The sequence below is a fragment of the Acinetobacter sp. YH12226 genome, from assembly GCF_013417805.1.
In the GTDB taxonomy this organism is placed as follows: Bacteria; Pseudomonadota; Gammaproteobacteria; order Pseudomonadales; family Moraxellaceae; genus Acinetobacter.
In genome coordinates this window covers 372,176-396,800 of record NZ_VPDG01000001.1, presented here as the reverse complement: position 1 = coordinate 396,800, position 24,625 = coordinate 372,176, and the positions used below count along the sequence as shown (strand labels likewise).

The 24,625-nt window shown below is 43.1% G+C and carries 20 protein-coding genes and 1 pseudogene; 13 read left to right on the top strand and 8 right to left on the bottom strand.

Going from position 1 to position 24,625, the window contains the following annotated elements; translation table 11 throughout:
- The first annotated feature begins 194 nt into the window (after positions 1-194).
- The 8 genes from FTV08_RS01920 to FTV08_RS01885 all read left to right on the top strand — a co-directional run bounded on the left by FTV08_RS01920 (position 195) and on the right by FTV08_RS01885 (position 7,918).
- Entirely contained in the window at positions 195-1,127 is a 933-nt protein-coding gene (locus FTV08_RS01920; RefSeq protein WP_180086425.1) for a DUF4041 domain-containing protein, read from the top strand.
- A 261-nt stretch (positions 1,128-1,388) separates the two neighbouring features.
- The gene (locus FTV08_RS01915) at positions 1,389-1,778 is read left to right on the top strand and encodes a ribonuclease E inhibitor RraB (protein WP_004732107.1); all 390 of its coding nucleotides are present in this window, start codon (positions 1,389-1,391) and stop codon (positions 1,776-1,778) included.
- 242 nt (positions 1,779-2,020) lie between these two features.
- Positions 2,021-2,467, top strand: a complete 447-nt coding sequence (locus FTV08_RS01910) for an SRPBCC domain-containing protein (protein ID WP_180086423.1) — start codon at positions 2,021-2,023, stop codon at positions 2,465-2,467.
- A gap of 123 nt (positions 2,468-2,590) precedes the next feature.
- Complete coding sequence (locus FTV08_RS01905; protein WP_180086421.1) at positions 2,591-2,929, top strand: zinc ribbon domain-containing protein YjdM; 339 nt, start codon at positions 2,591-2,593, stop codon at positions 2,927-2,929.
- A 134-nt stretch (positions 2,930-3,063) separates the two neighbouring features.
- Positions 3,064-3,426 carry a 5-carboxymethyl-2-hydroxymuconate Delta-isomerase gene (locus FTV08_RS01900; RefSeq protein WP_180086419.1) on the top strand — a complete coding sequence of 121 codons (363 nt, stop codon included), beginning with the start codon at positions 3,064-3,066 and terminating at the stop codon, positions 3,424-3,426.
- Positions 3,427-3,855: 429 nt separating this feature from the next.
- Positions 3,856-4,296, top strand: a complete 441-nt coding sequence (locus tag FTV08_RS01895; protein WP_005252710.1) for a nuclear transport factor 2 family protein — start codon at positions 3,856-3,858, stop codon at positions 4,294-4,296.
- A gap of 121 nt (positions 4,297-4,417) precedes the next feature.
- Positions 4,418-6,856: an AI-2E family transporter gene (locus tag FTV08_RS01890; protein WP_180086417.1), complete on the top strand. Its 2,439-nt coding sequence runs from the start codon at positions 4,418-4,420 to the stop codon at positions 6,854-6,856.
- Between the two features lie 3 nt (positions 6,857-6,859).
- Positions 6,860-7,918, top strand: coding sequence for a DUF1176 domain-containing protein (locus FTV08_RS01885; protein WP_180086415.1), 1,059 nt, complete (start codon positions 6,860-6,862; stop codon positions 7,916-7,918).
- 72 nt (positions 7,919-7,990) lie between these two features.
- Here the strand turns inward: FTV08_RS01885 and FTV08_RS01880 are convergent, their stop codons facing one another.
- On the bottom strand, positions 7,991-8,758 hold the full coding sequence (locus FTV08_RS01880) for a hydroxymethylpyrimidine/phosphomethylpyrimidine kinase (protein ID WP_035342333.1): 768 nt from the start codon (positions 8,756-8,758) through the stop codon (positions 7,991-7,993).
- 98 nt (positions 8,759-8,856) lie between these two features.
- On the opposite strand from FTV08_RS01880, the gene FTV08_RS01875 reads away from it, so the two are divergent.
- Positions 8,857-9,504, top strand: a complete 648-nt coding sequence (locus FTV08_RS01875) for an HAD family hydrolase (RefSeq protein WP_180086413.1) — start codon at positions 8,857-8,859, stop codon at positions 9,502-9,504.
- Between the two features lie 148 nt (positions 9,505-9,652).
- On the opposite strand, the gene FTV08_RS01870 is transcribed toward FTV08_RS01875, so the two are convergent.
- Positions 9,653-10,168: a hypothetical protein gene (locus FTV08_RS01870; RefSeq protein ID WP_180086500.1), complete on the bottom strand. Its 516-nt coding sequence runs from the start codon at positions 10,166-10,168 to the stop codon at positions 9,653-9,655.
- Between the two features lie 24 nt (positions 10,169-10,192).
- Positions 10,193-10,801 (bottom strand): DUF805 domain-containing protein, encoded by a 609-nt coding sequence (locus FTV08_RS01865; protein ID WP_004732088.1) that lies wholly within the window; start codon positions 10,799-10,801, stop codon positions 10,193-10,195.
- Between the two features lie 451 nt (positions 10,802-11,252).
- Here FTV08_RS01865 and FTV08_RS01860 point away from each other — a divergent pair, with 451 nt between their 5' ends.
- The 3 genes from FTV08_RS01860 (at position 11,253) to FTV08_RS01850 (ending at position 17,627) form a co-directional block, all read left to right on the top strand.
- The gene (locus tag FTV08_RS01860; protein ID WP_180086411.1) at positions 11,253-12,494 is read left to right on the top strand and encodes a carbohydrate porin; all 1,242 of its coding nucleotides are present in this window, start codon (positions 11,253-11,255) and stop codon (positions 12,492-12,494) included.
- Positions 12,495-12,664: 170 nt separating this feature from the next.
- Entirely contained in the window at positions 12,665-15,067 is a 2,403-nt protein-coding gene (locus FTV08_RS01855; RefSeq protein WP_180086409.1) for a glucose/quinate/shikimate family membrane-bound PQQ-dependent dehydrogenase, read from the top strand.
- A 391-nt stretch (positions 15,068-15,458) separates the two neighbouring features.
- Complete coding sequence (locus FTV08_RS01850) at positions 15,459-17,627, top strand: TonB-dependent receptor (RefSeq protein WP_180086407.1); 2,169 nt, start codon at positions 15,459-15,461, stop codon at positions 17,625-17,627.
- A gap of 110 nt (positions 17,628-17,737) precedes the next feature.
- Here the strand turns inward: FTV08_RS01850 and FTV08_RS01845 are convergent.
- Positions 17,738-17,863 (bottom strand): annotated as a pseudogene (locus FTV08_RS01845) (arsenical resistance protein ArsH); the annotation flags it as partial.
- Positions 17,864-18,009: 146 nt separating this feature from the next.
- Here FTV08_RS01845 and FTV08_RS01840 point away from each other — a divergent pair.
- The gene (locus FTV08_RS01840; RefSeq protein ID WP_005247913.1) at positions 18,010-18,423 is read left to right on the top strand and encodes a TM2 domain-containing protein; all 414 of its coding nucleotides are present in this window, start codon (positions 18,010-18,012) and stop codon (positions 18,421-18,423) included.
- A 43-nt stretch (positions 18,424-18,466) separates the two neighbouring features.
- Here FTV08_RS01840 and FTV08_RS01835 read toward each other — a convergent pair whose 3' ends face one another.
- From FTV08_RS01835 to FTV08_RS01825, 4 genes are all read right to left on the bottom strand, one after another.
- Positions 18,467-19,078: a DUF805 domain-containing protein gene (locus tag FTV08_RS01835; RefSeq protein WP_005247911.1), complete on the bottom strand. Its 612-nt coding sequence runs from the start codon at positions 19,076-19,078 to the stop codon at positions 18,467-18,469.
- Positions 19,079-19,264: 186 nt separating this feature from the next.
- Positions 19,265-20,548, bottom strand: coding sequence for a ribonucleotide-diphosphate reductase subunit beta (locus FTV08_RS01830; protein WP_004645882.1), 1,284 nt, complete (start codon positions 20,546-20,548; stop codon positions 19,265-19,267).
- 141 nt (positions 20,549-20,689) lie between these two features.
- Positions 20,690-20,818 (bottom strand): hypothetical protein, encoded by a 129-nt coding sequence (locus FTV08_RS16155; RefSeq protein ID WP_004645881.1) that lies wholly within the window; start codon positions 20,816-20,818, stop codon positions 20,690-20,692.
- Between the two features lie 510 nt (positions 20,819-21,328).
- Entirely contained in the window at positions 21,329-24,166 is a 2,838-nt protein-coding gene (locus FTV08_RS01825; protein ID WP_180086405.1) for a ribonucleoside-diphosphate reductase subunit alpha, read from the bottom strand.
- Positions 24,167-24,625: the final 459 nt, after the last annotated feature.

The following is a 24,625-nucleotide window of genomic DNA, read 5'->3' as shown; positions in this document are numbered from 1 at the left end:
TCTTGAGCTGGAAAGTAGTCAGTCATACATGACTTGCACATAAAAATTTTGTAGAAAAATAAAATGAATGAATGACTTAGTATTGATCAACGGCTTTGATTATCTGGCCGAAGTGATGCAAAATTAATCATGACTTTATAATAAATTTTTAATTTGATGGTTTAGGGCGCTGCCCGGGGTTAAAGGAAAGAACGATGCTCAGTATGGCTCTCTTCGTTCTCGCGAGTATTTTAATATGTGCATTGCTATGGAGCTTAAAGGTACAGGCTTCATTACGCAGCAATATCCAGTTTTTACAGGAAAACCTGGATCATTCCCGCAGCAAATTGGCAGATTATGAAACTCAAGTCGATGAATTGAATTATGAAATCACCCAATTGCGGGTACAAAATGGCAGTTTAAACATTGCCCTGAATAAATATAAAAAATATCAGGATATCTGGGATATCGAGCAATATATTATTAACCGGACTTTGCAGGCTGAAAACTTTGTTGAAGCGACCAAGCTGGATGCTTCGATCATGATCGATGATCTCAAAGCCTATATCGCAAGAGTAAAAGATTATCTTGCCCAGTTTCAGGCGCAAGCATTAATTGAAGTTGAACAGCAGGCCCGACAAAGTTTGCACGGTTATTATGAACAGGCTAAACAACAGCATCGCTTGCAAGAGGTATTGAGTGCTTTACAGCATAAAATACAGGCCCAGCGCTTCGGCTTGCAGCTTCCCGCAACACAGGTTTTAGAGCAGCTGATTGAGGGTTATAGCGAAACGGATGCGGTTGGGCATTTACACAATGTCCGTGACAGAATTCAACAGGCCATAGAAAAACAGCAGGTGGCGAGCTGTAATTATGTCGACGACAATCGCCGTCGAAGTACTATTGAAATCCTGAGTCTGGCTTTCAACTGTAAGGCAGATTTATATCTCTCTCAATTAAGCACAGAAAATTTGGGCGAGATATTGCAGGCCTTAAAGGATGATTATGTCTTGCTGAATTATACCGGGCAGACACTGAGTCAGGCGATGATTCAAGAATCCTATCTTGATCTGCGTTTAGAAGAACTCAAGTTTGCTGCGCTGGTTTTGCAATTGGAACAGGATCATCTGCATCCACACATCGCGTAGATCATGACATTCATAGGTCTAGAAGATTTTTACCAGAGTATTCTGAATGCCATAAGTTGGTTTAAATCCTGATATTTTTCAGGATTTTTGGCCTTGAGGAATCTTGACTATATTGATCCTCTTACTTATTTTTATATTTATAAAAATCATATGTTTATTTATGGTTAAAAGATAATATTTTTTGTCTGTATCTCGATAATTGTACAAAAATCAGCTAATCTTAAATGCAGAATAAAACAGCATCATAATAAGGATACTTCTATGTCACGTGATTACAATCAATTCCCGGACGATGAAAATGGCAATGTACTGTGGCAAATGCATCAGGATGGCGACGACTTGCAAGAGGCACATGAAATTGAATTTTCGATTGCCTTTGCGGATGAAGCGCAGGCGGATCGTTGTGCCTTGCATCTATTAAAAGAAGAGCAAAAAATCAGCCTGTTTCAGGACGAAGAAAGCGATACCCTGGAATGGATCATCACGATTTATGTGTATATGGAACCTGCTTACGAAGATATCGTGGATCTGGAACAATGGTTCAGCAAAATCGCGGCACAATTTCAGGGTGAATATGATGGTTGGGGTTGCATGGCCTATGTCTATGATGATGAGTTGGATGACGAAGAGGGCAGCCTGCGTAGTAGCTGAGCATGCTTGTATTTAAATGATTTAAAGTAAGAAACCCGGTGCTGCCGGGTTTTTTTATTGCTCTATTTAATCGTTAGATGAAGATTTGAGCTTGAGTATAGATACATACTCATTATATATAGCCAGCTCAAAACTGGATAAAATAACTCAGATGAGTACTTAACTCAGGCTGATAATTTAGTCACAACAAATGCAGGGAATATCCCGCAATAAAAAATAATAAGAACAAAGGACAAGAAAAAATGAGTTACACCTTAAAAATGCATCGTGTGTTTAGTGCACCACCGGAGCGGGTGTATCGTGCCTTTGTACATCCGGATGCACTGGTCAAATGGCTGGCACCACATGGCTTTATTGCCAAAGTAGAACATGCGGAAGTCAAACCCGGCGGCAGCTATAAAACCACCTTTACCAATTTTTCTACCGGAACCCAGCATCATTTTCATGGCATTTATCATGAGGTCATTCCCAATCAGCTGCTGCGCTATACCGATCAGTTTTCTACCCCCGACTTGCAGGGTGAAATAGAGGTGACGATCATCTTTGAAAAAGTGTCAATCGGTACCGGTTTGCATATTATTCAGGTAGGTTATCCGGATGTGGTGCCGCCGGCGGTGTGTCATTTGAGCTGGCAGGAATCACTGCAACTCCTGTCTTTGCTGGTTAATCCGCAGATTTCAGACAATTAATTCCTTGGATCTCCTGTGTTGGTTTCATCCCAATGTCCTCTCCATCAGCGCGCCTGACAAAGATGCTATACTGTGAGCTTATTTGTTTCATTTATTTAATTTTTCTCTTTTTTCGAGGTTCTTATGGGTCTGCCAAACTGTCCAAAATGTCAATCTGAATATACCTATGCAGATGGTGATCTACTGATCTGTCCTGAATGCGCACACGAGTGGAAAGAAGGTGAAGTCACTGAAGAACAAGTGATCATTAAGGATGCCAATGGCAATGTGCTGGCAGATGGTGATAGTATAACGGTGATTAAAGACCTGAAAATCAAAGGTTCATCTTCAGTGGTGAAAGTAGGTACCAAAGTCAAAAGTATCCGCTTGCTGCCTGATGCTGCAGATGGGCATGATATCGATTGTAAAATCGAGGGAATCGGCCCGATGAAACTGAAATCAGAATATGTCAAGAAAGCTTAAATTTAGCCCTAGACTAAAATTCTGACGAGAGAATAATACGGTTGATGTATCGTATTATTCTCATTATTGCTGAAATTCGGGGCTGATCATTTTCCTGTCGCCTGATCCTCACATTTCGATTTGAGATCCCTTTAATGCCGCACCTGCATCTGGAATATTCTGACAATCTGCAACATATCGAGATCAAACCCTTATTGGTCGCGATTCATCAGGCACTTTTTAACGCCGGCCATGTCACCGATCCCAATGATTTAAAAAGTCGTGCGATTATGCAGCAGGATTATGTGATTGGACTGAATGTTGTTACAGATCAGGCCTATGTGCATGCTAAAGTTTCACTGTTGAGCGGGCGCAGTGTCGAAGTTCGTCAGGCAATTTCCGAATTGGTGCTCGACGTCATGCAGCAATATATTGCGGCCCAGCCAGACTTAAAAATACAGCTTCGTGTCGAAATCATTGAAATGCCAAAGCAGACTTATCGTAAAGCTGTTATCTGAATGATGGCTTTTATTTGCTGAGATGACATGGATCAAATGCCTTGAAACTTTATCAATGCTATACGAAATTTATAAACAGATCGACTTGGTCTGTAACAGCTCGCTATTTTATTCAGATCTAAAATTATTTCTATTTTTAAATGACGCTTTATGTCATTTACAGGCATGCGATAAAAGTTCTAAAGTAACTTTTAATCGCTGCTGATTTTTGAATCATCCAATCTAGAAACAGCATATTCATCCTGATTAAAATAAAAATAATTTAAAAAATAATCTTCAGGTGAGCTGTATCCAATCCGGCAGTGGGAAGAGCAAAGCGAGAATAACGCTTTAGCATAAGCAAAATAATAAGAACAAAAAGATCAGAAATCGGGTGAGTTGATTGAATCCCAGATTTCAGGTCTGACTTGTCCGGTTGAGGAAACTTTAATGCAGGTTTTTGGGGATGAAAAATTGGCTCAGGAAGTCATGGCATTTCTTCAGGAGTGGGATAATGCCGTAGCCAGACTTGAAATTCAGGATATTGTTCAATTATGCCGACCCGATATCCGTCTGGTCGATGTCAGTATGGAAGTGAAAGGTGTAGAAGCCTATCAGGCACTCTGGCAGCAATATCGGGCATTTATACCGGAAGGCATACGCATCGAACGCCAAGACCTTAATATTCATGTCACTTCTGATCTGGCTGTAGTCGATGGTTATGTACGGGTGAGTTATGCGGTGATTGAACCGATTTTCCAGCTGGGCTGGTGTCGGGTCAGCATGTGCCTGAGCAAGCAGCAGGGCAAATGGCAATTGCTGCATCAACATACTTCAGTTCCTGTGCAACTCGAAACCCGGAAAATGCGCCGGATCAAAAGCGTGAGTTAATCCACTTACCTGAAAAGATTTAAGTGAAATATCTTTGCAAATGATTACAGGAATACCTTTGTAACAAAAATATAGAAAGTCCTAAATTATGTTGAAGGAATAATATTTTAGGACTTTTCAGGTGGATAACAACAAGAACAGTCAAGTAAAACCAAGACAGGCCAACCTGCAACAACAGACTGAAGTATTGATGCCGGATCAGTCCGAACGGCAGCGCACCCAACATGCACTCAGAATGATGGCAGGCTTTGTAATTGCTGCTGTAGTCATGACGGCATTGTATTTTGGCCGTGATATTTTTATTCCGCTGGCTTTGGCTATTCTGCTGGCATTTTTACTTTCTCCTCTGGTTTCTCGCTTAAAGCGCTGGGGCTGTCCCCAATGGGCGGCAATTGGCTTGGTCATGTGCCTGACCTTGTCATTTCTGGGCGGCACTGCAACTTATCTGGGGGTGCAACTTGGCAAGCTAAGTCAGGAACTGCCGCAATATCAGGACACCATCCAGCAAAAACTGAAAATGCTCGAAAACTATCGTCAGGGACCGAGTATGTGGGATGGTGCGATCCAGACCTTTGACACAGTTGAAGATTCGATAGACACTCCCGAACAGGAAACAGAAGACCCGAATGTGCAGAATGTCAAAGTCGTGGGCCTAGAGCCAACGAGTGAAGAGGCTGCGCTGGACTGGTTGAATAAAATCCTGAATCCGCTGGCGATTATCGGGATAGTGTTCCTGTTTATGGTATTGATTTTATTCAATGGCAAAGACCTGCATGATCGCTTTCTGAAACTCTTGGGCGGTAATCTGAATATCGGCACCGATGCGCTGGATGATGCCGGCAAAAGTATCGGGACCTATTTGCGCATGCAGCTGCTGGTCAATGTCACTTATGGTATTCCCATGGCGATTGGGCTGTTATTGATTGGCGTGCCAGCAGCGATCATGTGGGGGCTGGTCGCGGTGGTTATGCGTTTTGTACCCTATGTTGGTCCGATCGTTTCAGCTATTTTCCCGATTACACTGGCTTTCGCCGTTGATCCGGGCTGGGACATGGTGCTCTGGACTGTGGGCTTGATACTGGTGCTGGAACTCATCAGCAATAACGTGATTGAACCTTGGCTGTATGGGGAAAGTACCGGTCTGTCTACTTTGGCAATTATTCTGGCGGCCACGTTCTGGACCACCCTCTGGGGACCGGTAGGGCTGATCTTGTCGACGCCGTTGACTGCCTGCCTGCTGGTTTTGTCCAACTACGTGCCGGCACTGGGTTTTGTTAAAACTTTGCTTGGCAGTACGCCAGTATTGTCACCCTCCGAACGTTTTTATCAACGACTGGTGGCTGATGAAGTCAATGATGCAATGCAGGTAACCAATGATTACATCTGTGCGCAATTACCGAAAAAGCCCAGTGCAGAGGAGGTGGCCCGTCGTGTACAAATGTTCTATGGCGAAGTGGCCATTCCAGCCATTCGGATTTATTCTCAAGGACATGATACTGATGTTACTGCCGAGCACCGTTTGCGTCTTTATCAGGGCTTACAGTTCTTTAATCATGCGTTTCAAAAAGCCTATCCGAGTAAATTAAGTACCGAGCAGCCCGAAGTTTATTGTGTCGGTGCGCGTTGGGAAATTGATACCCAAATTTCTGCCATGGTGGCACACGCGCTGAATCTCAAAAATATTGCTGCCCGAAATGATTCGGATGTGCTGATTCAATCGAGTGAATCAGGAAAGGGTATTGCATTACCAGCTTCGATCAAGATTTTATGTGTGTCGATTTTTCATCATGCGCCTGCGGCACAGATCCGGTTGCTGAAATATAGACTGGCACAGCAATATCCTGAGCTGAAAATCATTTTTGCGACTTGGAGCGTGATGCAGCTGGAGCTTCTGGATGAACTGCAACAACGTTTTGAGCTGGAAGCACTGGTCAATAATGTCGATGATCTGATTCTGACTGTCGAAACTTATACCTTGAATGAAGGCGAAAGCTGGTTTGAGAATCTGGAGATCAAGAATGAAAAAGAACGGCAGCAGGCTTTAAATGAGTTGGGATTATTAGATCACCGTCATCAGATCCTTTATAAACAATATATTGAAGAAGCCCGTCAAGCCTTTGACGTTGATTACGCACAAATTTCCTGGCTGAATCAGCACGAAATGTATATTCCAGTTAGTCCTTTTACCCAAGAACCTATTGCAACCCGGAAAATGTGCAAGGATTCAGTTTGCACCCATCTGCTTTATCAGAATGAGCCTTTGGTGATTGAAGACTTGCAGCGTGACCCGCGCTTTCCGCATCTGTCAGAGTTAAGACAGCATCATATCCGTTTCTATGCCGGTGTGCCCTTAAAAGATAAAAATGGAATTGCGCTTGGTAGTCTATGTCTGCTGGATAAACAACCGAGACAGATGCAGGCCGAAGATATGATTCTGCTTAAGGCTTTGGCGCAGGATTTAATGGCGACCCTGAGCAATGAGCGCAAGAAAAAAGATAAACAGAAGCAGATTGAGCAGATGCAGCCTGCTACCTCGGCAAGCGTTTTAAATAAGGACTAAATGATGAAACAAAAATGGATCTACAGCATCAAAATCATGAGTATCACATTTGGTCTAGCCAGTATCAGTTCATGGAGTCTGGCTGCTATTCAGGGACTGCATTTTTTACATAAAGACTGGGAAATTTCCTGTGATAATACCGGCACCTGCCGCGCTGCCGGTTATCAATCGGATCAAGATATTGATCAGCCGGTTTCGGTGCTACTAGAGCGTGCTGCGGGTGCAAACAGTAGTATCAAAGCCCAAGTCCAGATTTTACCCTTAGCTGCTGCCACACCTACACGACAGCTTCAGCTACAAATTGCCAGCACACCTTATGGTGTGATTGGTCTGAATCGGGAGGGAATAGGGCAACTCAGTACTGATCAAACGCGAGCCTTGCTAAAAGCTGTACAGGGAACAGCTCCGGTTGTATTTAAGAATACGCAATCACGCTGGAACCTGTCGACTTCCGGTGCCAGTGCCGTTTTACTCAAGATGGATGAATTTCAGCGTCGACTTTCTACGCCCTCAGCCTTGATCAGGCCGGGGAAAAAATCCAATCAGGCGGTGCTCAAAGCTGCAGCGATACCGAAAATTCAGATCCCAAAATATCAGTCAGGCAAAGTCACTCAAGCAAAACTGAATACGGCAACAAGTCAGCAGATGATTCGAAAACTGCAAGCCACCACCAACGAGGATCAATGTGATTTGCTGTTTAGCCAGCGTTTTCTCAATGATGATGTTATGACGATTTATCCCATTAATGCTCAGACTCAGCTGATTCAGATTCCGTGCTGGCGCGGAGCTTATAATATGGGTAGTGGCTTCTGGCTGATGGACAAAAACAAGCAGCTGAAACAGCTGGTAACCACCTCAGGAGAAACATTTAGCCAAGGCCAGATATTTTCCGGGCATAAAGTACGTGGTTTGGGTGATTGTCTGAGTCAGGACGAATGGGCCTGGAATGGCAAGAAATTTGTCAAAAGCTTCAGTAGTCTGACCGTGCAATGTAAAGGCTTCGCCGGTGGTGCTTGGAATTTACCGACCTACGTAAGCAAAGTCATTTATCAGGCCAAATAGTATTGTTTATAAAATAGCAGCGATAAAAAAAGCCTGACGCATTCAGGCTTTTTAATTTTAAAACATGTGATTTTAAAAACGCTTTGGAATTCTCTGGCCATTTGGAACAGGAATTTCAGCATTTTTTAATACCCCAAATAACCAGGTTTCAGCATGCTGTACCGCGGTTTTCAACTGATCGCCCATAGCCAGACGTCCGGCAATGAAACTGGCCAATGAACAACCAGAGCCATGATATTCACCTGGCAGACGTGGACAGCGAGTTTCGTTGACCAGCTCATCTGCAATATACAGACTGTTCTGAATGTAATCTGGCGTATCTTCATGACCGCCTTTGACCAAAACCGCCTGTGCACCCATTTCAAATAATTTTTGAGTGGCCAGCTTGAGATCCTGCTCACCCGTCAGGGCACGTAGTTCAACCGTATTCGGCGTTAAAATGGTGGCCAATGGAATCAACTGGGTAAATGCTTTGACCAGCGTTTCCTGATTGCCCAGCGAACCGCCACTATTGGCGACCAAAACCGGATCCAGCACATAGAGATAATCTGGATGTGCAGTCAGAAACTCGGCCAGAGCCGCGATATTATCTGTAGTGCCTAACATGCCAGATTTTACGCAACGAATGGGCAGGTCATTTATCACCGCATTGGCCTGTGCCAACAGTAATTCTCTGGAAGTGGCTTTGAAACCAAAAACCTGCTGTGAATTTTGAATGGTGAGGGCTGTGCAGGCAATTGCCGCATGTGCACCACTTTGACCAATGGCTTCAATATCTGCTTGAAGGCCGGCTCCACCTGAAGGGTCTAAACCGGAAAAGCAAAGTACGGTAGGGCGCAAAATGATGTCCTTCATTCACTAAAATTGCATTAGTATAGGCAAATTTGAATGAACTCTCGATATTAATTTATATCGGTGCTGATGAGAGGGGATGGGCGGTGATTAAGAATATTTTAATTGATCTGGATGGGACATTAACTGACCCAAAAGTGGGGATTACGACGTCTGCGCGCTATGGTCTGGAAAAAATTGGCCATCCGATTAGTGACGAGATTAATATCGACTGGATTATTGGTCCGCCCTTAAAAGCCTCACTGGCCAAAATTTTAAATGTTGAAGCCGATCATGTTCTGGCGGAGCAGGCTCTGATGGGTTATCGGGAGCGCTTTGCAGTCAAGGGTCTCTATGAAAATCATGTTTTTGAGGGGGTGACAGAAACGCTGGCAGAACTGAAACGCCGTGGTTATCGCTTGTTTGTCGCCACAGCAAAACCCACGGTGTATGCCAAACAGATTCTGGAACATTTTGATCTGGCCCAGTATTTTACCGACATTTATGGTAGTGAGCTGAATGGCGAGCGAACCAATAAAGCTGAGCTGATTCAGTATATTTTAGAGCAGCAAAAATTACAGGCCGATCAATGCCTGATGGTGGGTGACCGTGAGCATGACATTTTTGGTGCCCGTCAAAATGGTATTGATACTATTGCGGTAAATTATGGTTATGGTAGTCAGGAAGAGTTGGAAGTGGCACAACCTAAATATAAAATTGACCGCTTTAATCAGTTATTAGATTATTTTAAATAAACCCTAATTTTTGCTTATTTTATTTGAGCTGATTTTTAGAGAGGCGATGTCTATAAGCTGGTTCATCTATAGAGATCAATTCTCTTATTAGATGGTTATCTCAATAAAAATCCCGCAGCGTGCGGGATTTTTGCTCTTGGATGAACATTTAAAGCGTCAAAAACCAGGTCGATGCCAGCACCACCATAATGATGATCACCAGTAAAATGTTGATGATCGTCATTCGATGTTGGGGGGGAACTCTGGCTTTGGTCAGAGCATTTCCTGCATGGTCAAACAGGATGACATTTTGCACGCTACTTTCATAACCGAGTTCGAGTAACGCACGCTTTTCAACTTCGGTTAAACCGTCTTCAGGCAGATCCATAATTTGCAGCAGTGCTATAGAGCTAAATAGTTTCTTCATCATTGACGATGGTAACAGCCGTTTCAGCGTCACCGCGGCTGCATCAAAGTCGGCAATAATACTCCGCGGATGGGCATAGGGCACATCGGGTAGCAGGGTATGCGTAATCGTGCCATCTATATTCATCAGCTGCATTTTATCTTTATAGATTTGCACCCATACAGCATCTGGAAATTTCACTAATTGATCTTGCAGCATGGAGAAAGTCTGATTTTGCTGATATTTAGTCATTAAATAATCGATAACCAAATCCCGTATCAAGACGGGATTTGTAAGGTTCAGTTATTTGGCAGGAGCACCATATTCATTGTTTTGTTGCTTGGTTTCAGTTGCCCACCACCAGATCAGTACCAGTATGCCAATCACGGTAAGCGTCAGTAATTGCCACCAACCAGAGCGTCCTACATCATGCAAGCGACGCGCGCCAACGGCCAGACTTGGGACTAGAAGTGCCAGATTAAGCAGGCTATTCACCAGCGGTTTAGTGCCTAAAACTGTATCAATTACCTCAGCAACAATGCCTAAAATTACACAAAACAGCATAAAGAACCAAAATTCTTTACGGCGTGCACGGCCGGAAAAGTTTGCATAGTTGGTCAGACATTTTACAAACCAGTCAATGCTGCTATAATTTTCCTCGGCTTGATCCAGATTTGAATATTTGCCAAGCTGACTGGAAATTTTTTCTCCCAGATAAATAGAACTGCCTGAGGTTAAATAAACCTCAGATGCTTCACCCGCGGTATTGACGATAAAATCGACCCGATCACCGCGTGAAGGTGGACGCTCACTACGCCAGTCTGCGCCATTAAAGCTATAGCGCTGATTATCATCCCCCGAGATAAAACCGGTATTGTGTTGAATAGAAAAATCAAGGATTGAACCTTTCATGCTTGTTCTCGTCTATTAAGCTAGATTATTGTTTTAAAGCGACGCAATTTCTTATCAGAATAACTTTAGCATAATCTAATTTTTTCATGTTTTTGAAAGCCTTATCGCAATAGTGATTCAGTATTCAATCAACAAAAAATGTAGCGTTGCATGATTTGAAATGAAGAAAATTAAATAGTAATGGCGCTGATTTATCTCTGAATCTTTTATAAGAAATTAAAGCTAAATCTATCTGATGAATATCAAATTTTTCTTTGGAACTATGGTTTGATGTTGTTAAATTTAATATGATGATAAACAGATACTTATAAATTTTAAATTTACAAAAAGCATATAATAATACTAATAAATATAACATTTTATTCATACTTTTTATCTATTATTAACGATTTTTTAAAATCAACAGGCGTATAATAAAAAGCTTCATATTGTGATGAAGGTATCACATTCAATGTATCTCTCCCCATTATCGAAGGCCGTTTACCTTTGCTGTGCCTCTTTCATCTTAACCACGACCACTGTGCATGCTGAAGCTGCTTTCAGTTCGGAAAGCCCGTGGATGCTCGGTGACTGGAACGGGCAACGTACAGCACTCCAAAATCAGGGCTATGATTTCAGTTTTGGTTATACGGGTGAAATGGCAAGCTTGATCGATGCACAAAGATCTTCAAGCCATAGAACTGAATATGCGGACCAGTTTGTTTTTGGGGCACATCTGGATCTGGCAAAAATTGCAGGCTGGCAAGATACTGAAGCGCAAATTACTGTCACTCAGCGTAATGGTCAGTCACTGTCTCAAAGCGCTGCTGCTTTAAACGGTCATTTGAGTTCAGTACAAGAGGTCTGGGGCCGTGGTCAAACCTGGCGTCTGACTGATTTATGGATCAAGAAAAAATTCCTGGAACAAAAACTGGATGTGAAAGTCGGGCGCTTCGGTGAAGGCGAAGACTTCAACAGTTTTGACTGCGATTTTCAGAATCTGGCCCTATGCGGTTCACAAGTCGGGAACTGGGTTGGCGATCAGTGGTACAACTGGCCGGTAAGCCAATGGGCTGCACGGGTCAAATATAACCTTAACCCTGAATTTTATGCCCAAGTCGGTGTTTATGAATACAACCCTGAGAATCTGGAACGTGGTAAAGGGTTTAATCTGAGTACGGACGGCTCCAAAGGGGCAATGCTTCCTGCAGAAGTGGTCTGGACGCCTAAACTGGGCACACAAAAATTGCCAGGTGAATACCGCGCCGGTTATTACTACAGCACGGCGGAAGCTGAAGTCATTTCCAATCCAGATCAAACCGATCATCACCATGGTGGCTGGATCGTTGCCAAGCAACAATTAACTGCACATGACGGAGATGCTTCGCGTGGTTTGACCGGCTTTGTGAATGCGACAGTGCATGACTCCAAAACCAATAATGTCAGTGATATGCAAAATATCGGGCTGGTTTATAAGGGTGCAATGGATTCACGCCCTCAAGATGAAATCGCATTTGGTATTGCACGCATCAACATGAATGACGATGTCAGTGCTGACCGTCATCAAGAAATCGATGCAGAAATTTATTATGGCTTACATGCCACTAATTGGCTCACCATTCGCCCGAATGTGCAATATGTGCGTCACGTCGGTGCATATAAAGATGGTGAAAATGTCTGGGTGGGCGGAATCAAGTTTAATACGTCATTTTAAAATATAGTTTTTAGTTGCAAATACACTATTGAATCTCTAGGTGCTTTGTTGCAGTAATGGGCAATGCCTGCTTAAGACATTGATGTATTTATAACTCAGAATTTAACAATAAGGGTGCTCATGCTTGTCATGTGCATGGACTTTCAAAAAAACTTTTATAGGTGTTCAATATGAATACTTCATCATCAGGTTCAGTACTGAAAACGATTTTAGCGGTCATTGCCGCTGTTTTCGGTATAGGACTGCTGATTGGAGGGATTTATCTTGCAGTGCTGGGTGGGTCTTGGTACTACATCATTGCAGGTATTCTCTTTATTGCGACCGCAGTTCTCTTGTATAAACGAAAAAGTGCTGCACTCCTTGTTTATGCCATATTCGTTTTGGCGACAGTGGTGTGGGGGCTGTGGGAAGTCGGTTCAGATTTCTTTGCACTTGCGCCGCGTTTAGATATTTTAGGGCTGTTTGGTCTGGCCCTGCTGATTCCCGTAGTAACACGCGGTTTTGATCAAAGCAAAGGTGCGAAAATTGCCCTGGGTGGTTCACTGGCTATTACCATCGCTGTCATGATTTATGCTGTATTTAATGACCCGCAAGAAATTCGCGGTGAATTAAAATCTCAGCAGCCTGCAGCCCACCAGCCAATCCCGGGTGTGGCAGATGAAGACTGGCCTGCTTATGGTCGTACCCAGTCCGGTTTACGGTATTCACCGTTAAAGCAGATTAATACTGAAAATGTCAAAGATTTGCAGGTGGCTTGGGAATATCACACGGGCGAATTCAAGACTGAAAATGACTCGGGTGAAACCACCAATCAGGTTACCCCAATCAAGGTGGGTGACAACATGTACATCTGTACCACTCACCAGAAATTGACTGCGCTTGATCCGGCAACAGGTAAGGCGAAATGGACCTATGATCCAAAGCTGAAAGCTGATCATACCTATCAGCATTTAACCTGTCGTGGCGTGTCTTATTATGATGTCAACAATACGGCTGGTTTTGAAAGCAGTCTCGCTGCGAAAAAAAGCAGCTCTGCTGAATGTCCACAAAAAGTCATTTTACCGGTCAATGATGGGCGTTTAGTGGCGGTCAATGCGACCACCGGTAAAGTCTGTTCTGATTTTGGTAAAAATGGCGAAGTCGATCTGCAAAAAGATATGCCATTCCCATATCCGGGCGGTTATATTCCAACCTCACCGCCTGTAGTAACCGGCACCACCATTATTATTGCGGGTTCAACTACCGACAACTATTCAACTGAAGAACCATCGGGTGTGATCCGTGGTTATGACGTGAATACCGGTGAACTGCTTTGGGTATTTGACACAGGCGCTGAAGATCCGAATTTGATTCCTGCACCGGGTCAAAAATTTGTACATAACTCTCCAAATGCTTGGGCACCTTTGGCCTATGATGCAGAGCTGGACATCGTCTACGTACCAACGGGTGTCGGTACCCCGGATATTTACGGTGGTCACCGGACTGAACTGGACGAGCGTTATGCCAACTCGATGCTGGCCCTGAATGCGACGACTGGTAAGCTAGTATGGAACTTCCAGACTACCCATCATGATTTGTGGGATATGGACGTACCTTCACAGCCGACATTGACCGAGATTAAAGACAAAAGTGGCAATATGGTTCCAGCCATTTATGTCTTGACCAAAACTGGGAATGCTTTTGTGCTGGATCGTCGTAATGGTAAAGCGATTGTGCCGATTACCGAGAAACCGGTACCACAATCTGTGAAACGTGGACCCCAAACCAAAGGTGAGTTCTATTCTAAAACTCAACCGTTCTCTGATTTTAATCTGGCGCCACAAGATAAATTGACCGATAAACAGATGTGGGGTGCGACCATGTTTGACCAGTTGGTCTGCCGTGTTGCTTTCCACAAACTGAATTACGATGGCATTTATACCCCACCTTCTGAAAATGGGACGCTGGTCTTCCCGGGTAACCTAGGTGTGTTTGAATGGGGTGGTATGTCGGTGAATCCGGACCGTCAAATTGCATTAACCAACCCGATTGGCCTGCCATTTGTATCAAAACTGATTCCTCAAGATCCGAACCGTCCTAAGACGGCTAAAGGTGCAGGTACAGAAGCCGGCGTTCAACCGATGTATGGTGTGCCTTATGGCGTTGAAATCAGTGCGTTCCTGTCTCCGTTTGGGCTGCCGTGTAAACAGCCATCATGGGGCTTTGTTGCAGGTGTGGACTTAAATACTCATGAAGTGGCCTGGAAACGCCGTATCGGTACCATTCGTGACAGTATGCCAGGCATTCCATTGCCGCCATTCAAAATGGGTGTGCCGATGTTGGGTGGTCCTATTTCAACTGCGGGCAACGTGATGTTTGTGGGTGGAACTCAAGATAACTACATCCGTGCCATTAACGTGAACAACGGTGATGAACTATGGAAAGGTCGTCTACCTGCAGGTGGTCAGGCTACGCCAATGACCTATGAAGCCAATGGTAAGCAATATGTGGTCATTATGGCCGGTGGTCATGGTTCCTTTGGCACCAAAATGGGCGACTCTCTGGTGGCTTATGCCTTGCCAGACAATAAATAGTTGAACCTTTAATTAAGTATGAAGAAGCCTGATTCGTCAGGCTTTTTTATACGCTATTGTTGAATGCCTACATCGAGTTTTAAGGACACAGAGAAATGATGTTGATTTGTTGCTGAAAGCTCAATTTTATTCAGATCACATTAAAATAATATTCTTTGTATATGGCTGATTTTCAGTGCTATTCAGATAAAGGACTAATCAAGTCTGAATTTACCGAACACAGAATTTTAAGCTCAAAGTTTTTCTATCCATTGAGCGAACTATATGTCATCGAATCAACGCATTTATTGGATATCGATGCTTAAAATAAAATGAATTGAATCATGAGATGTACGCCATCTCGATAAGGTATTTGCCGTATTAAACCACTTTCAAATAAGGCCTGTCATATATGTATCAAAGCCCGAAATTTCCATTTGTGAAATCGACCCTGTCCTGCCTGATTGCTTGCGTAGGTCAGAACATTTATGCAGAAAATGATACACAAGAAGTCCAAAGCTTAGACACGATTGTCATTCAAGCGACCCGTACAGATCGGGAGCGATTGACCACACCGGCGTCAGTGTATTATCTGAATCAAGAACAAGATAACAGCATGAATGTGAATCTTTCGGAAACATTAAAAGGCGTTCCGGGATTACAGTTAAACAATCGTGAAAACTATGCCCAAGACCTACAAATTTCGATGCGAGGCTTTGGTGCGCGTTCCAGTTTTGGTGTGCGTGGTGTGCGTTTATATGTGGATGGAATTCCTGCAACGATGCCGGATGGACAGGGACAAACCTCGAATATTGATTTGAACAGTCTGGACCATATTGAAGTATTGGGTGGTGGATTTTCATCACTCTATGGCAACTCTTCCGGGGGAACGATTTTAACCACCACAAAGGAAGGGCAAGGTGCTGACTCAATTGAACTGGGGCATTCTGCAGGGAGCCAGAACAAAGGGCAGACCAAGCTGGTTTTGCAAGGCGGTTCAGAGAATGCTTCAGAGCCAAGCTATGTCATTAGCTCCTCTTATTTTGATACCAATGGTTACCGTGACCACAGCAGTGCACATAAAGTTCTGAATAATGCCAAACTGACTTGGGATCTGGAAGATGGCAGTAAAATTAACTGGGTCAATAACTACGTCAAAATTGAAGCAGATGATCCAGGTGGTTTAACTCGTCCACAATGGGAAGCCAATCCGAAGCAAGTGGTTGGTAATGTCACCAAATACAATGCTCGTAAAGAAATTGAACAACTGCAAACAGGTTTGACCTGGAATAAGCCGATCAATGACCAGCATGAACTGTATGGCATGGCCTACTGGGGACAGCGCGCAGTCACGCAATATCAGTCGATTCCAAAGTGTGCATATGAAGAAAATACTGATATTTGTAAACCTAATACAGTTCAACTAGCCCGAAATCATCCCGGTGGTGTCATTGATTTTGACCGTCAGTTTTATGGGGCAGACCTACGTTGGACAGATAGAGATGTTTTGCCAAATACTAAATTGATTGCTGGACTTGCTGTTGATGCCATGACCGAAGACCGAAAAGGTTATCTAAACTATGTGGGGAATACTTTTGGAGTTAAAGGTGAGTTACGTCGTGATGAAGACAATACCTTATGGAATGCGGATCCTTATTTACAGATATCTTATAACTTTATGCCAGATTGGACTCTAGATGCCGGCCTGCGCTATAGCAATGTACATTTCAAGTCTAAAGACAAGTTTCTGGCGAATGGCAATAATTCGGGTAAAACCGATTATCAGAAATTACTGCCTTCAGCTGCGTTAAGCTGGCAGATTTTTCCTGAGCTGATGACTTATGCCAGTTATGCACAAGGCTTTGAAACGCCCACCTTTACCGAAATGGCTTATCCTGCAAGTGGGAGTTTTGATAAAGCCCTTAATTTAAAAGCAGCAGAAAGTGAAACCTATGAACTTGGGTTGAAGTCTGCCAATATCTTAGGTGATTTTACTGTTGCAGTTTTTCAGACCAAGACAAAGAATGACATTGTTTCTGCAGGTAATGATAATGGTCGCTCTACTTTCCGTAATGCGGATAAAACTTTAAGAGAAGGTATTGAACTCTCCTGGAATAAAAACCTATGGCGTGACCTCACTGCACAGGCCAGCTATAGCTATATTGATGCTACTTTTGATGCAGATATTCCTGAAATTTTAAATCAGAATGGCAGTATTGCAGTGTCGAGAGTTGAATCAGGAAACTATATTCCGGGGATTGCCAAAAATCAGGCATTTTTAAGTTTGGGCTGGAAGCCTGAAAAAGGTCTACATGCAGGTCTGGATGTGCGTTACTCGGACAAGATTTATGTGAATGACTTGAATTCTGATGCTGCACCACGCTACACGGTTGCTGGCGCCAATGTGGGTTATCACTGGAAAATGCAGGATTGGGCGGTGAATACTTTTGCGCGTGTCGATAACCTGTTTGATAAAGATTATGCTGGTTCGGTGATTGTCAATGAAAGCAATAACCGTTTCTTTGAGCCGGCAGAAGGGCGGAACTGGAGCGCTGGTTTGAGTGTGACAAAAGAATTTTAATTGAAATGATTTAGGGCTGTTAAATTTTCAAAAAAACAAAATCCCGTTTCCTGAGCGGGATTTTTTAATATTTAAGTTTTGAAAAGTTGATCAGAGGATTTGAGATAAAACTAGATCTTTTGCTGATTCACCCGTTTCGATAGTTCCTCGGCACTTTCGACTCGTTTAGAATATCGATCGGTGAGATAAGCAGACTGATCACGGGTGAGGAGGGTGAACTTGTAAAGTTCCTCCATTTTCTATCTAATATTTGATTAGAATAAATATGAAGTAAGTAAATTGAAAATCTTTTTCTACGTTAATAATAACTTGAAATATAGTGTCTTTTTATAGTGTTATGTTTATAATTTAACCTGTAGATAACATGTAATAAGAGATAATAATGCAAGGGTCTATTTTAGATTATTCAGTGCAGCATAATACCGGTATTATTAGTGGAGATGATCAGAACCGTTATCAATTCATTGGTAGTGAGTGGAGAGGTCAGACTCTGCCAGCACGTGGACAGCGTGTAGATTTTGAGACATTAGGACAGGGGCAAGCGAAAGACGTTTATTTGTTGTCAGCTCCTAATCCTTTTACAAATCAAGTTGGACAAAAAAATCGAATTGTTGCGGCACTGCTTGCACTTTTCTTAGGTGGATTTGGTGTTCATAAATTTTATTTAGGTCGTATAGGCTGGGGAATTGTCTATCTGATTTTCTGCTGGACATTTATCCCAGCGATTGTCGCATTTATTGAGTTTATTATTTATTTATGTACTTCAGAAGAAGATTTTGCCCGAAAATATGGCTAAATGATGATTGAAAAAGGGCGATATCGCCCTTTTTTTGTCTGCTTTATTTAGCAGGTTGTCCCCATTCATTATTATTCTGTTTTGTTTCAGTGGCAAACCAAATAATCAGTAGAATAAATCCAATTAAGGGTACTAAGCCAATTAAATACCACCAACCAGATTTACCAATATCATGTAATCGGCGTATAGATACGGCAAGGGCTGGTATAAATAAAGCAAGAACAGTTAGCACATAAAATAAGAATTCAGAACCAAGTATTGCATCAAGAATTTGAGCAATAATTAATATAATAAATTGGGTGAGGGCAAAGAACCAAAACTCTTTACGACGTGCACGACCCGTGAAATTTGCATAGTTTTTTAGACATTTTACAAACCAATCAACTATATTGAAATTTTCTTCAGACTGATTTTGATTGGAAATCTTGTCTAAGTGAACTGATAAATTTTGAATAGTACTGTTTGCATTCCCAATTGCTAGATATACATCAATCGCTTGTCCTTCAGTATCAATTGCAAAATCTACTTTGTCTCCGCTTGCCGGGGGACGCTGACCACGCCAGTCAGAACCTTTAAAGTTATAGCGATTTTGATCATCCCCACTAATCACACCAGCATTATGCTGGATAGAATAATCTAAAATAACCCCTTTCATTTTTGTCCTCTTTCTTTGTGTTTAATTTTTAAATTATTTTTAATTTCATATGGATAATAGCATATTTGCATGCCTGTTTTTATATGATTATTACTATGATTGGTCAGATTTTTTTATGCATTGAATTACACTGAATTGTATATAAAAAAATCCCGCTACAGGAGCGGGATTTTTTTAATCTTCTAATTACCAGCTTAACGCACCACCAGTTTGGTAATCTGTTACACGCGTCTCGAAGAAATTCTTCTCTTTACGCAAGTCCATCATCTCTGACATCCACTGGAACGGGTTGTTCACACCAGCAAATTGCTCAGGCAAGCCTAACTGCGCCAGACGACGGTTAGCAATAAACTTCAGGTATTCTTCCATCATGCCAGCATTCATGCCGAGTACACCGCGTGGCATAGTGTCACGTGCATATTCGATTTCCAGCATCGTACCTTCAAGAATCATCTGAATGATTTCTTCCTGGAATTCAGTGGTCCATAGACCCGGGTTTTCGATCTTGATCTGGTTGATCATATCGATACCGAAGTTCAGGTGCATCGACTCGTCACGCAGGATGTACTGGAACTGCTCGGCAACACCATTCATCTTGTTACGACGGCCCATAGACAGGATCTGGCTGAAACCACAGTAGAAGAAAATACCTTCAAGAACACAGTAGAACGCGATCAGGTTGCGAAGCAGGATCTGGTCATTTTCAGGTGTGCCGGTTTTGAACGTAGGATCACTTAAAGACTGAGTATATTTCAGGCCCCACGCAGCTTTACGTGCAACTGACGGTACTTCACGGTACATGTTGAAGACTTCGCCTTCATCCATACCTAGCGACTCGATACAGTACTGGTAAGCGTGTGTGTGAATCGCTTCTTCAAACGCTTGACGCAAGATGTACTGACGGCATTCAGGGTTGGTAATATGACGGTAAATCGCCAGTACCAGATTGTTTGCAACCAGTGAATCGGCAGTCGAGAAGAAACCAAGTGAACGCATCACAATGGTACGTTCATCTTCAGTCAAGCCATTTTCAGACTTCCACAACGCAATGTCGTGGTTCATGTTCACTTCTTGTGGCATCCAGTGGTTTGCACATCCGTCCAGATACTTCTGCCAAGCCCATTCGTATTTGAATGGAACAAGCTGGTTCAAGTCTGCACGACAGTTGATCATCGCCTTGTCATCAACCTGAACGCGTTGCGCACCCATTTCAAGCTCTTCCAGACCCGGTGCAACATCAAGCTGCTCTAGGGAAGCAGATGCTCTTGCCAGCGAATCGGTTGGATTTGATCCTCGGTTTTGAGTGGCTCTAAGGGGTTGTGCAGCTGCCACATCCGGCGATGCGTTGCCTGCATCAGATACCATCTGTGAATTAGTCGCTTTTTGCGGCTCGACGGGCGCAGGCTGCTGTTCAGGTGCAGCCGGTTTTTGCGAATCATCTTCGAAATCGTCCCAACTTAGGATAGACATATCAATTCTCTCTACGTTGCTTTATATCTTTTATGAGACATTCAGCTTGGCTGAGATGTCTTACTATACGCTTAATTTGTGTAAGCAAAATTAAGTTTTGTCGATGAATGCTCTAGTTTTATACAGGAGCAATGATCCCCACTACTTATTTTGCTTACGCTGCTGGCGAACTTTGAACCAGAAATAAGCAATCGGTAAATAAAAGGTAATACCAAAGGAAATCAGCAATGCCGCAAGTCCTAACATGTAGTTATGAGTCATATGAGGCATTGAGGTTTCCTTTTATTTAAATTGAGAGGCTTTTCAACCTCTCATTGTGTTACCAAAAACTTAATTGATTTGGGTAACTGCGACAGTGTGCACAAACATTTTCCCACCGATAAAATCGGTATCTAACATAAGCGCGAACACTAACGCCTTGAGGATAAGTACAATTACTCATCGGTCAGCTCCTAATTACAAAATGGAGCTTTCAGAGGAGTGACTCACACTCTAAATTTTGCTAAAGTAGTCAGCGTTAAGTCCGCTAAAATTTAACACAGATTACCTTTGTTACTTTCTAGAGTGTTGCTAAACCTCTGAAAGCTTGGGTTTTCAAATCAATGGTCTGTCACTTGTGATAGGCCATTTTTTATTGCTTAAAATTTATAAAACTCTTATGTCCGCACCTCCTTTTTTAATTTCATTCAGTTTGGAATCCCCCTAAATCCCCCTTTAAAAAGGGGGACTTTCTCCCTCCTTTATTAAAGGAGGGTCGGGGAGGATTTAAAACCTGTCAGATTACTGACAAGCTTCACAATCAGGGTTGTCAATTGAACATGCCATTGGCACTGGAGCCGCTTGCGCAAAACCTTCTTCCTCTGCAGGAGCTTCAGGTTTTTGCGCTTCAACCACCGGAGCTGCTGCTACAACAGGAGCCGCAACAGTTGCGGGTTTAACGGCGTTCAATGCGCCAGTGTTAATGGTTGATTTCTCAGCAGAAGTCGCACCCAATGCACGAAGGTAATAAGTCGTTTTAAGGCCACGTAACCAGGCCATCTTGTAGGTGATGTCCAGTTTCTTACCGTTTGCACCAGCGATGTAAAGGTTCAGAGACTGCGCCTGGTCGATCCATTTTTGACGACGTGATGCAGCATCCACGATCCAGCGAGTTTCAACTTCAAACGCAGTCGCGAAGATCGCTTTAAGCTCTTCAGGAATACGGGAAATCTTCTGAACAGAACCTTCGAAGTGTTTCAGGTCGTTGACCATCACCGCATCCCAAAGACCACGTTCTTTCAGTGCACGCACCAGGTACGGGTTAATCACGGTGAATTCACCAGACAGGTTTGATTTCACATATAAGTTCTGGAATGTAGGCTCAATAGATTGAGACACGCCACAAATGTTTGAAATCGTAGCAGTCGGAGCAATTGCCATCACGTTCGAGTTACGCATACCGTCTTTTTGAACTTTGGCACGTAAAGTGTCCCAGTCCAGACGTTGAGTGCGGTCGACTTCGAACATGCGTTCTGGACGAGTTTTCGCAACCAGATCAAGCGAGTCGATTGGTAGGATACCTTGATCCCACAATGAACCTTTGAATGTTTCGTATGTACCACGTTCAACAGCCAAATCGCTAGATGTTGAAATCGCGTAGTACGAAATCACTTCCATCGATTCATCAGCAAACTCAACCGCAGCATCAGAACCATAAGCAAGGTTCATCTCATACAGTGCATCCTGGAAGCCCATGATACCCATACCAACCGGACGGTGTTTCAGGTTCGAGTTGCGTGCTTGTGGAACAGCGTAGTAGTTGATGTCAATCACGTTATCGAGCATACGAACCGCAGTTTTAACTGTACGTGCCAGTTTTTCACGATCAAGAACACCACCTTGAACGTGTTGTACCAGGTTGATCGAACCTAAGTTACATACTGCGATTTCTTCTTTGCTGGTGTTCAAAGTGATTTCTGTACACAAGTTAGAAGAATGAACTACACCAACGTGTTGTTGTGGTGAACGCAGGTTACATACGTCTTTGAAGGTGATCCACGGGTGACCAGTTTCAAACAGCATAGACAGCATTTTGCGCCACAAATCTTTTGCACGGATTTTCTTGTGCAACATGTTTGTTTCTTTGGCAATCGCTTCGTAGTGCGCATAACGCTCAGCGAATTCTGCACCGGTCAAATCATGCAGATCAGGCGTTTCAGAAGGCGTGAATAAAGTCCATTCTGCATCTTCGAATACACGTTGCATGAACAGGTCAGGAACCCAGTTCGCAGTGTTCATGTCATGGGTACGACGACGGTCATCACCAGTGTTCTTACGCAGTTCAAGGAATTCTTCGATGTCGAGGTGCCAAGTTTCTAAGTATGCACAAACTGCACCTTTACGCTTGCCGCCCTGGTTCACCGCAACAGCTGTATCGTTCGCCACTTTCAGGAACGGAACAACACCTTGCGACTTACCATTTGTACCTTTGATGTATGAGTTCAAGGCACGAACTGGCGTCCAGTCATTACCTAAACCGCCTGCCCATTTAGACAGCATTGCGTTATCACGCATTGCGCCATAAATGTCATACAGGTCATCATCAATGGTTGTTAAGTAGCAGCTAGACAATTGTGGACGAAGCGTACCTGAGTTAAACAGGGTAGGCGTCGAAGCCATGTAGTCGAAGCTAGATAATAAGTTATAGAACTCGATTGCACGGTCTTCACGGTTTTCTTCATTGAGCGACAAGCCCATAGAAACACGCATAAAGAACAATTGCGGAAGTTCAAAACGTACGCCATCTGAATGGATGAAGTAACGGTCAAATAATGTTTGCAGACCTAGGTAAGTAAACTGGTTAGAACGTTCCGGTTGAATCGCAGCAGCTAGTTTCGCCAGGTCAAAGTTCAGCAATTCTGGAGAAAGCAGCTCAAGCTCAATCCCTTTTTTCAGGTAAGTTTCCAGCGCATCGCCTTCAACTGTATCTACAGGTAGACCCAGGAATTTCAAACCAGTCGCAACCAGGTCATCACGCAATAAACGTGCAGTCACATACGTATAGTTAGGCTCTTGCTCGATACGGGTACGGGTCGCCATCATCATCGTGGTCGAGATGTCAGACTCTTTTACGCCGTTGTACAAGTTTTTCACAGTCTCATCGACAATGGCTTGTACATCAATCCCTTCAAGGCCTTCTGCTGCCTTAGTAACATGCGCAGTTAAAGCACTTAAATCTAGTGGCTTGAGTTTGCCTTCAGCATCGGTAATTTGCAGGGTCGGGTGATGATGTGCACCTAACTGTTTACGTGCTTCAGAACGTTGTTCACGGTAAATGACATAAGAGCGTGCAACTTTCTGTTCGCCCGTACGCATTAGCGCAAGTTCAACTTGGTCTTGAATTTCTTCAATATGAATCGTTCCGCCAGAAGGTAAACGACGTTTAAAGGTATTTAATACCATTTCCGTCAGTTGCTCGATACGATCATGGATCCGGCTCGAGTCAGCGCTTTGTTGGCCTTCAACCGCCAAAAACGCTTTACCAATTGCGACAGAAATTTTTTCTGCATCAAAAGCGGCAACATCACCGGTGCGTTTAATCACCTGAAGTTGACCAGGAGTTGAAGTGATTACGCTCATGTTAGCATAGCTCCGTTGTCATCTATTTTTATGTTTATGGACCGTTTGAACTGGGCAAAATTCATGCCACAGTGTTTGAGGAATAAACACAAGACCTAGTGGTTTTAAAATTAATTGAACACAAGATACGGGAAAATTTAGGGTAGATCAATATTGACATTTAGCTAAATATTTTTCTTAAGTTGTGCTTTAATCCTTGTAAAAATATCGCTATTTTTATTGATTTTTGTATAAGCCTTATCAGGCAAGGCATAGCATAACAAAGTCAAAAGAAAGTGCTTATAGATAACACTGTGGATAACTAAAAAGTGCTGAATCAAGCAGTCATATTTTGTCCATGTAAGAGTTGTGTAAATCGCAAATCAGATCTAAGCCACTGTTTCAAGCATAATTGTCCAAAAAATGCACGATAAAATATTACAAAATGCTATCTTGATGTATCAGTTTGGTGAACGCTAT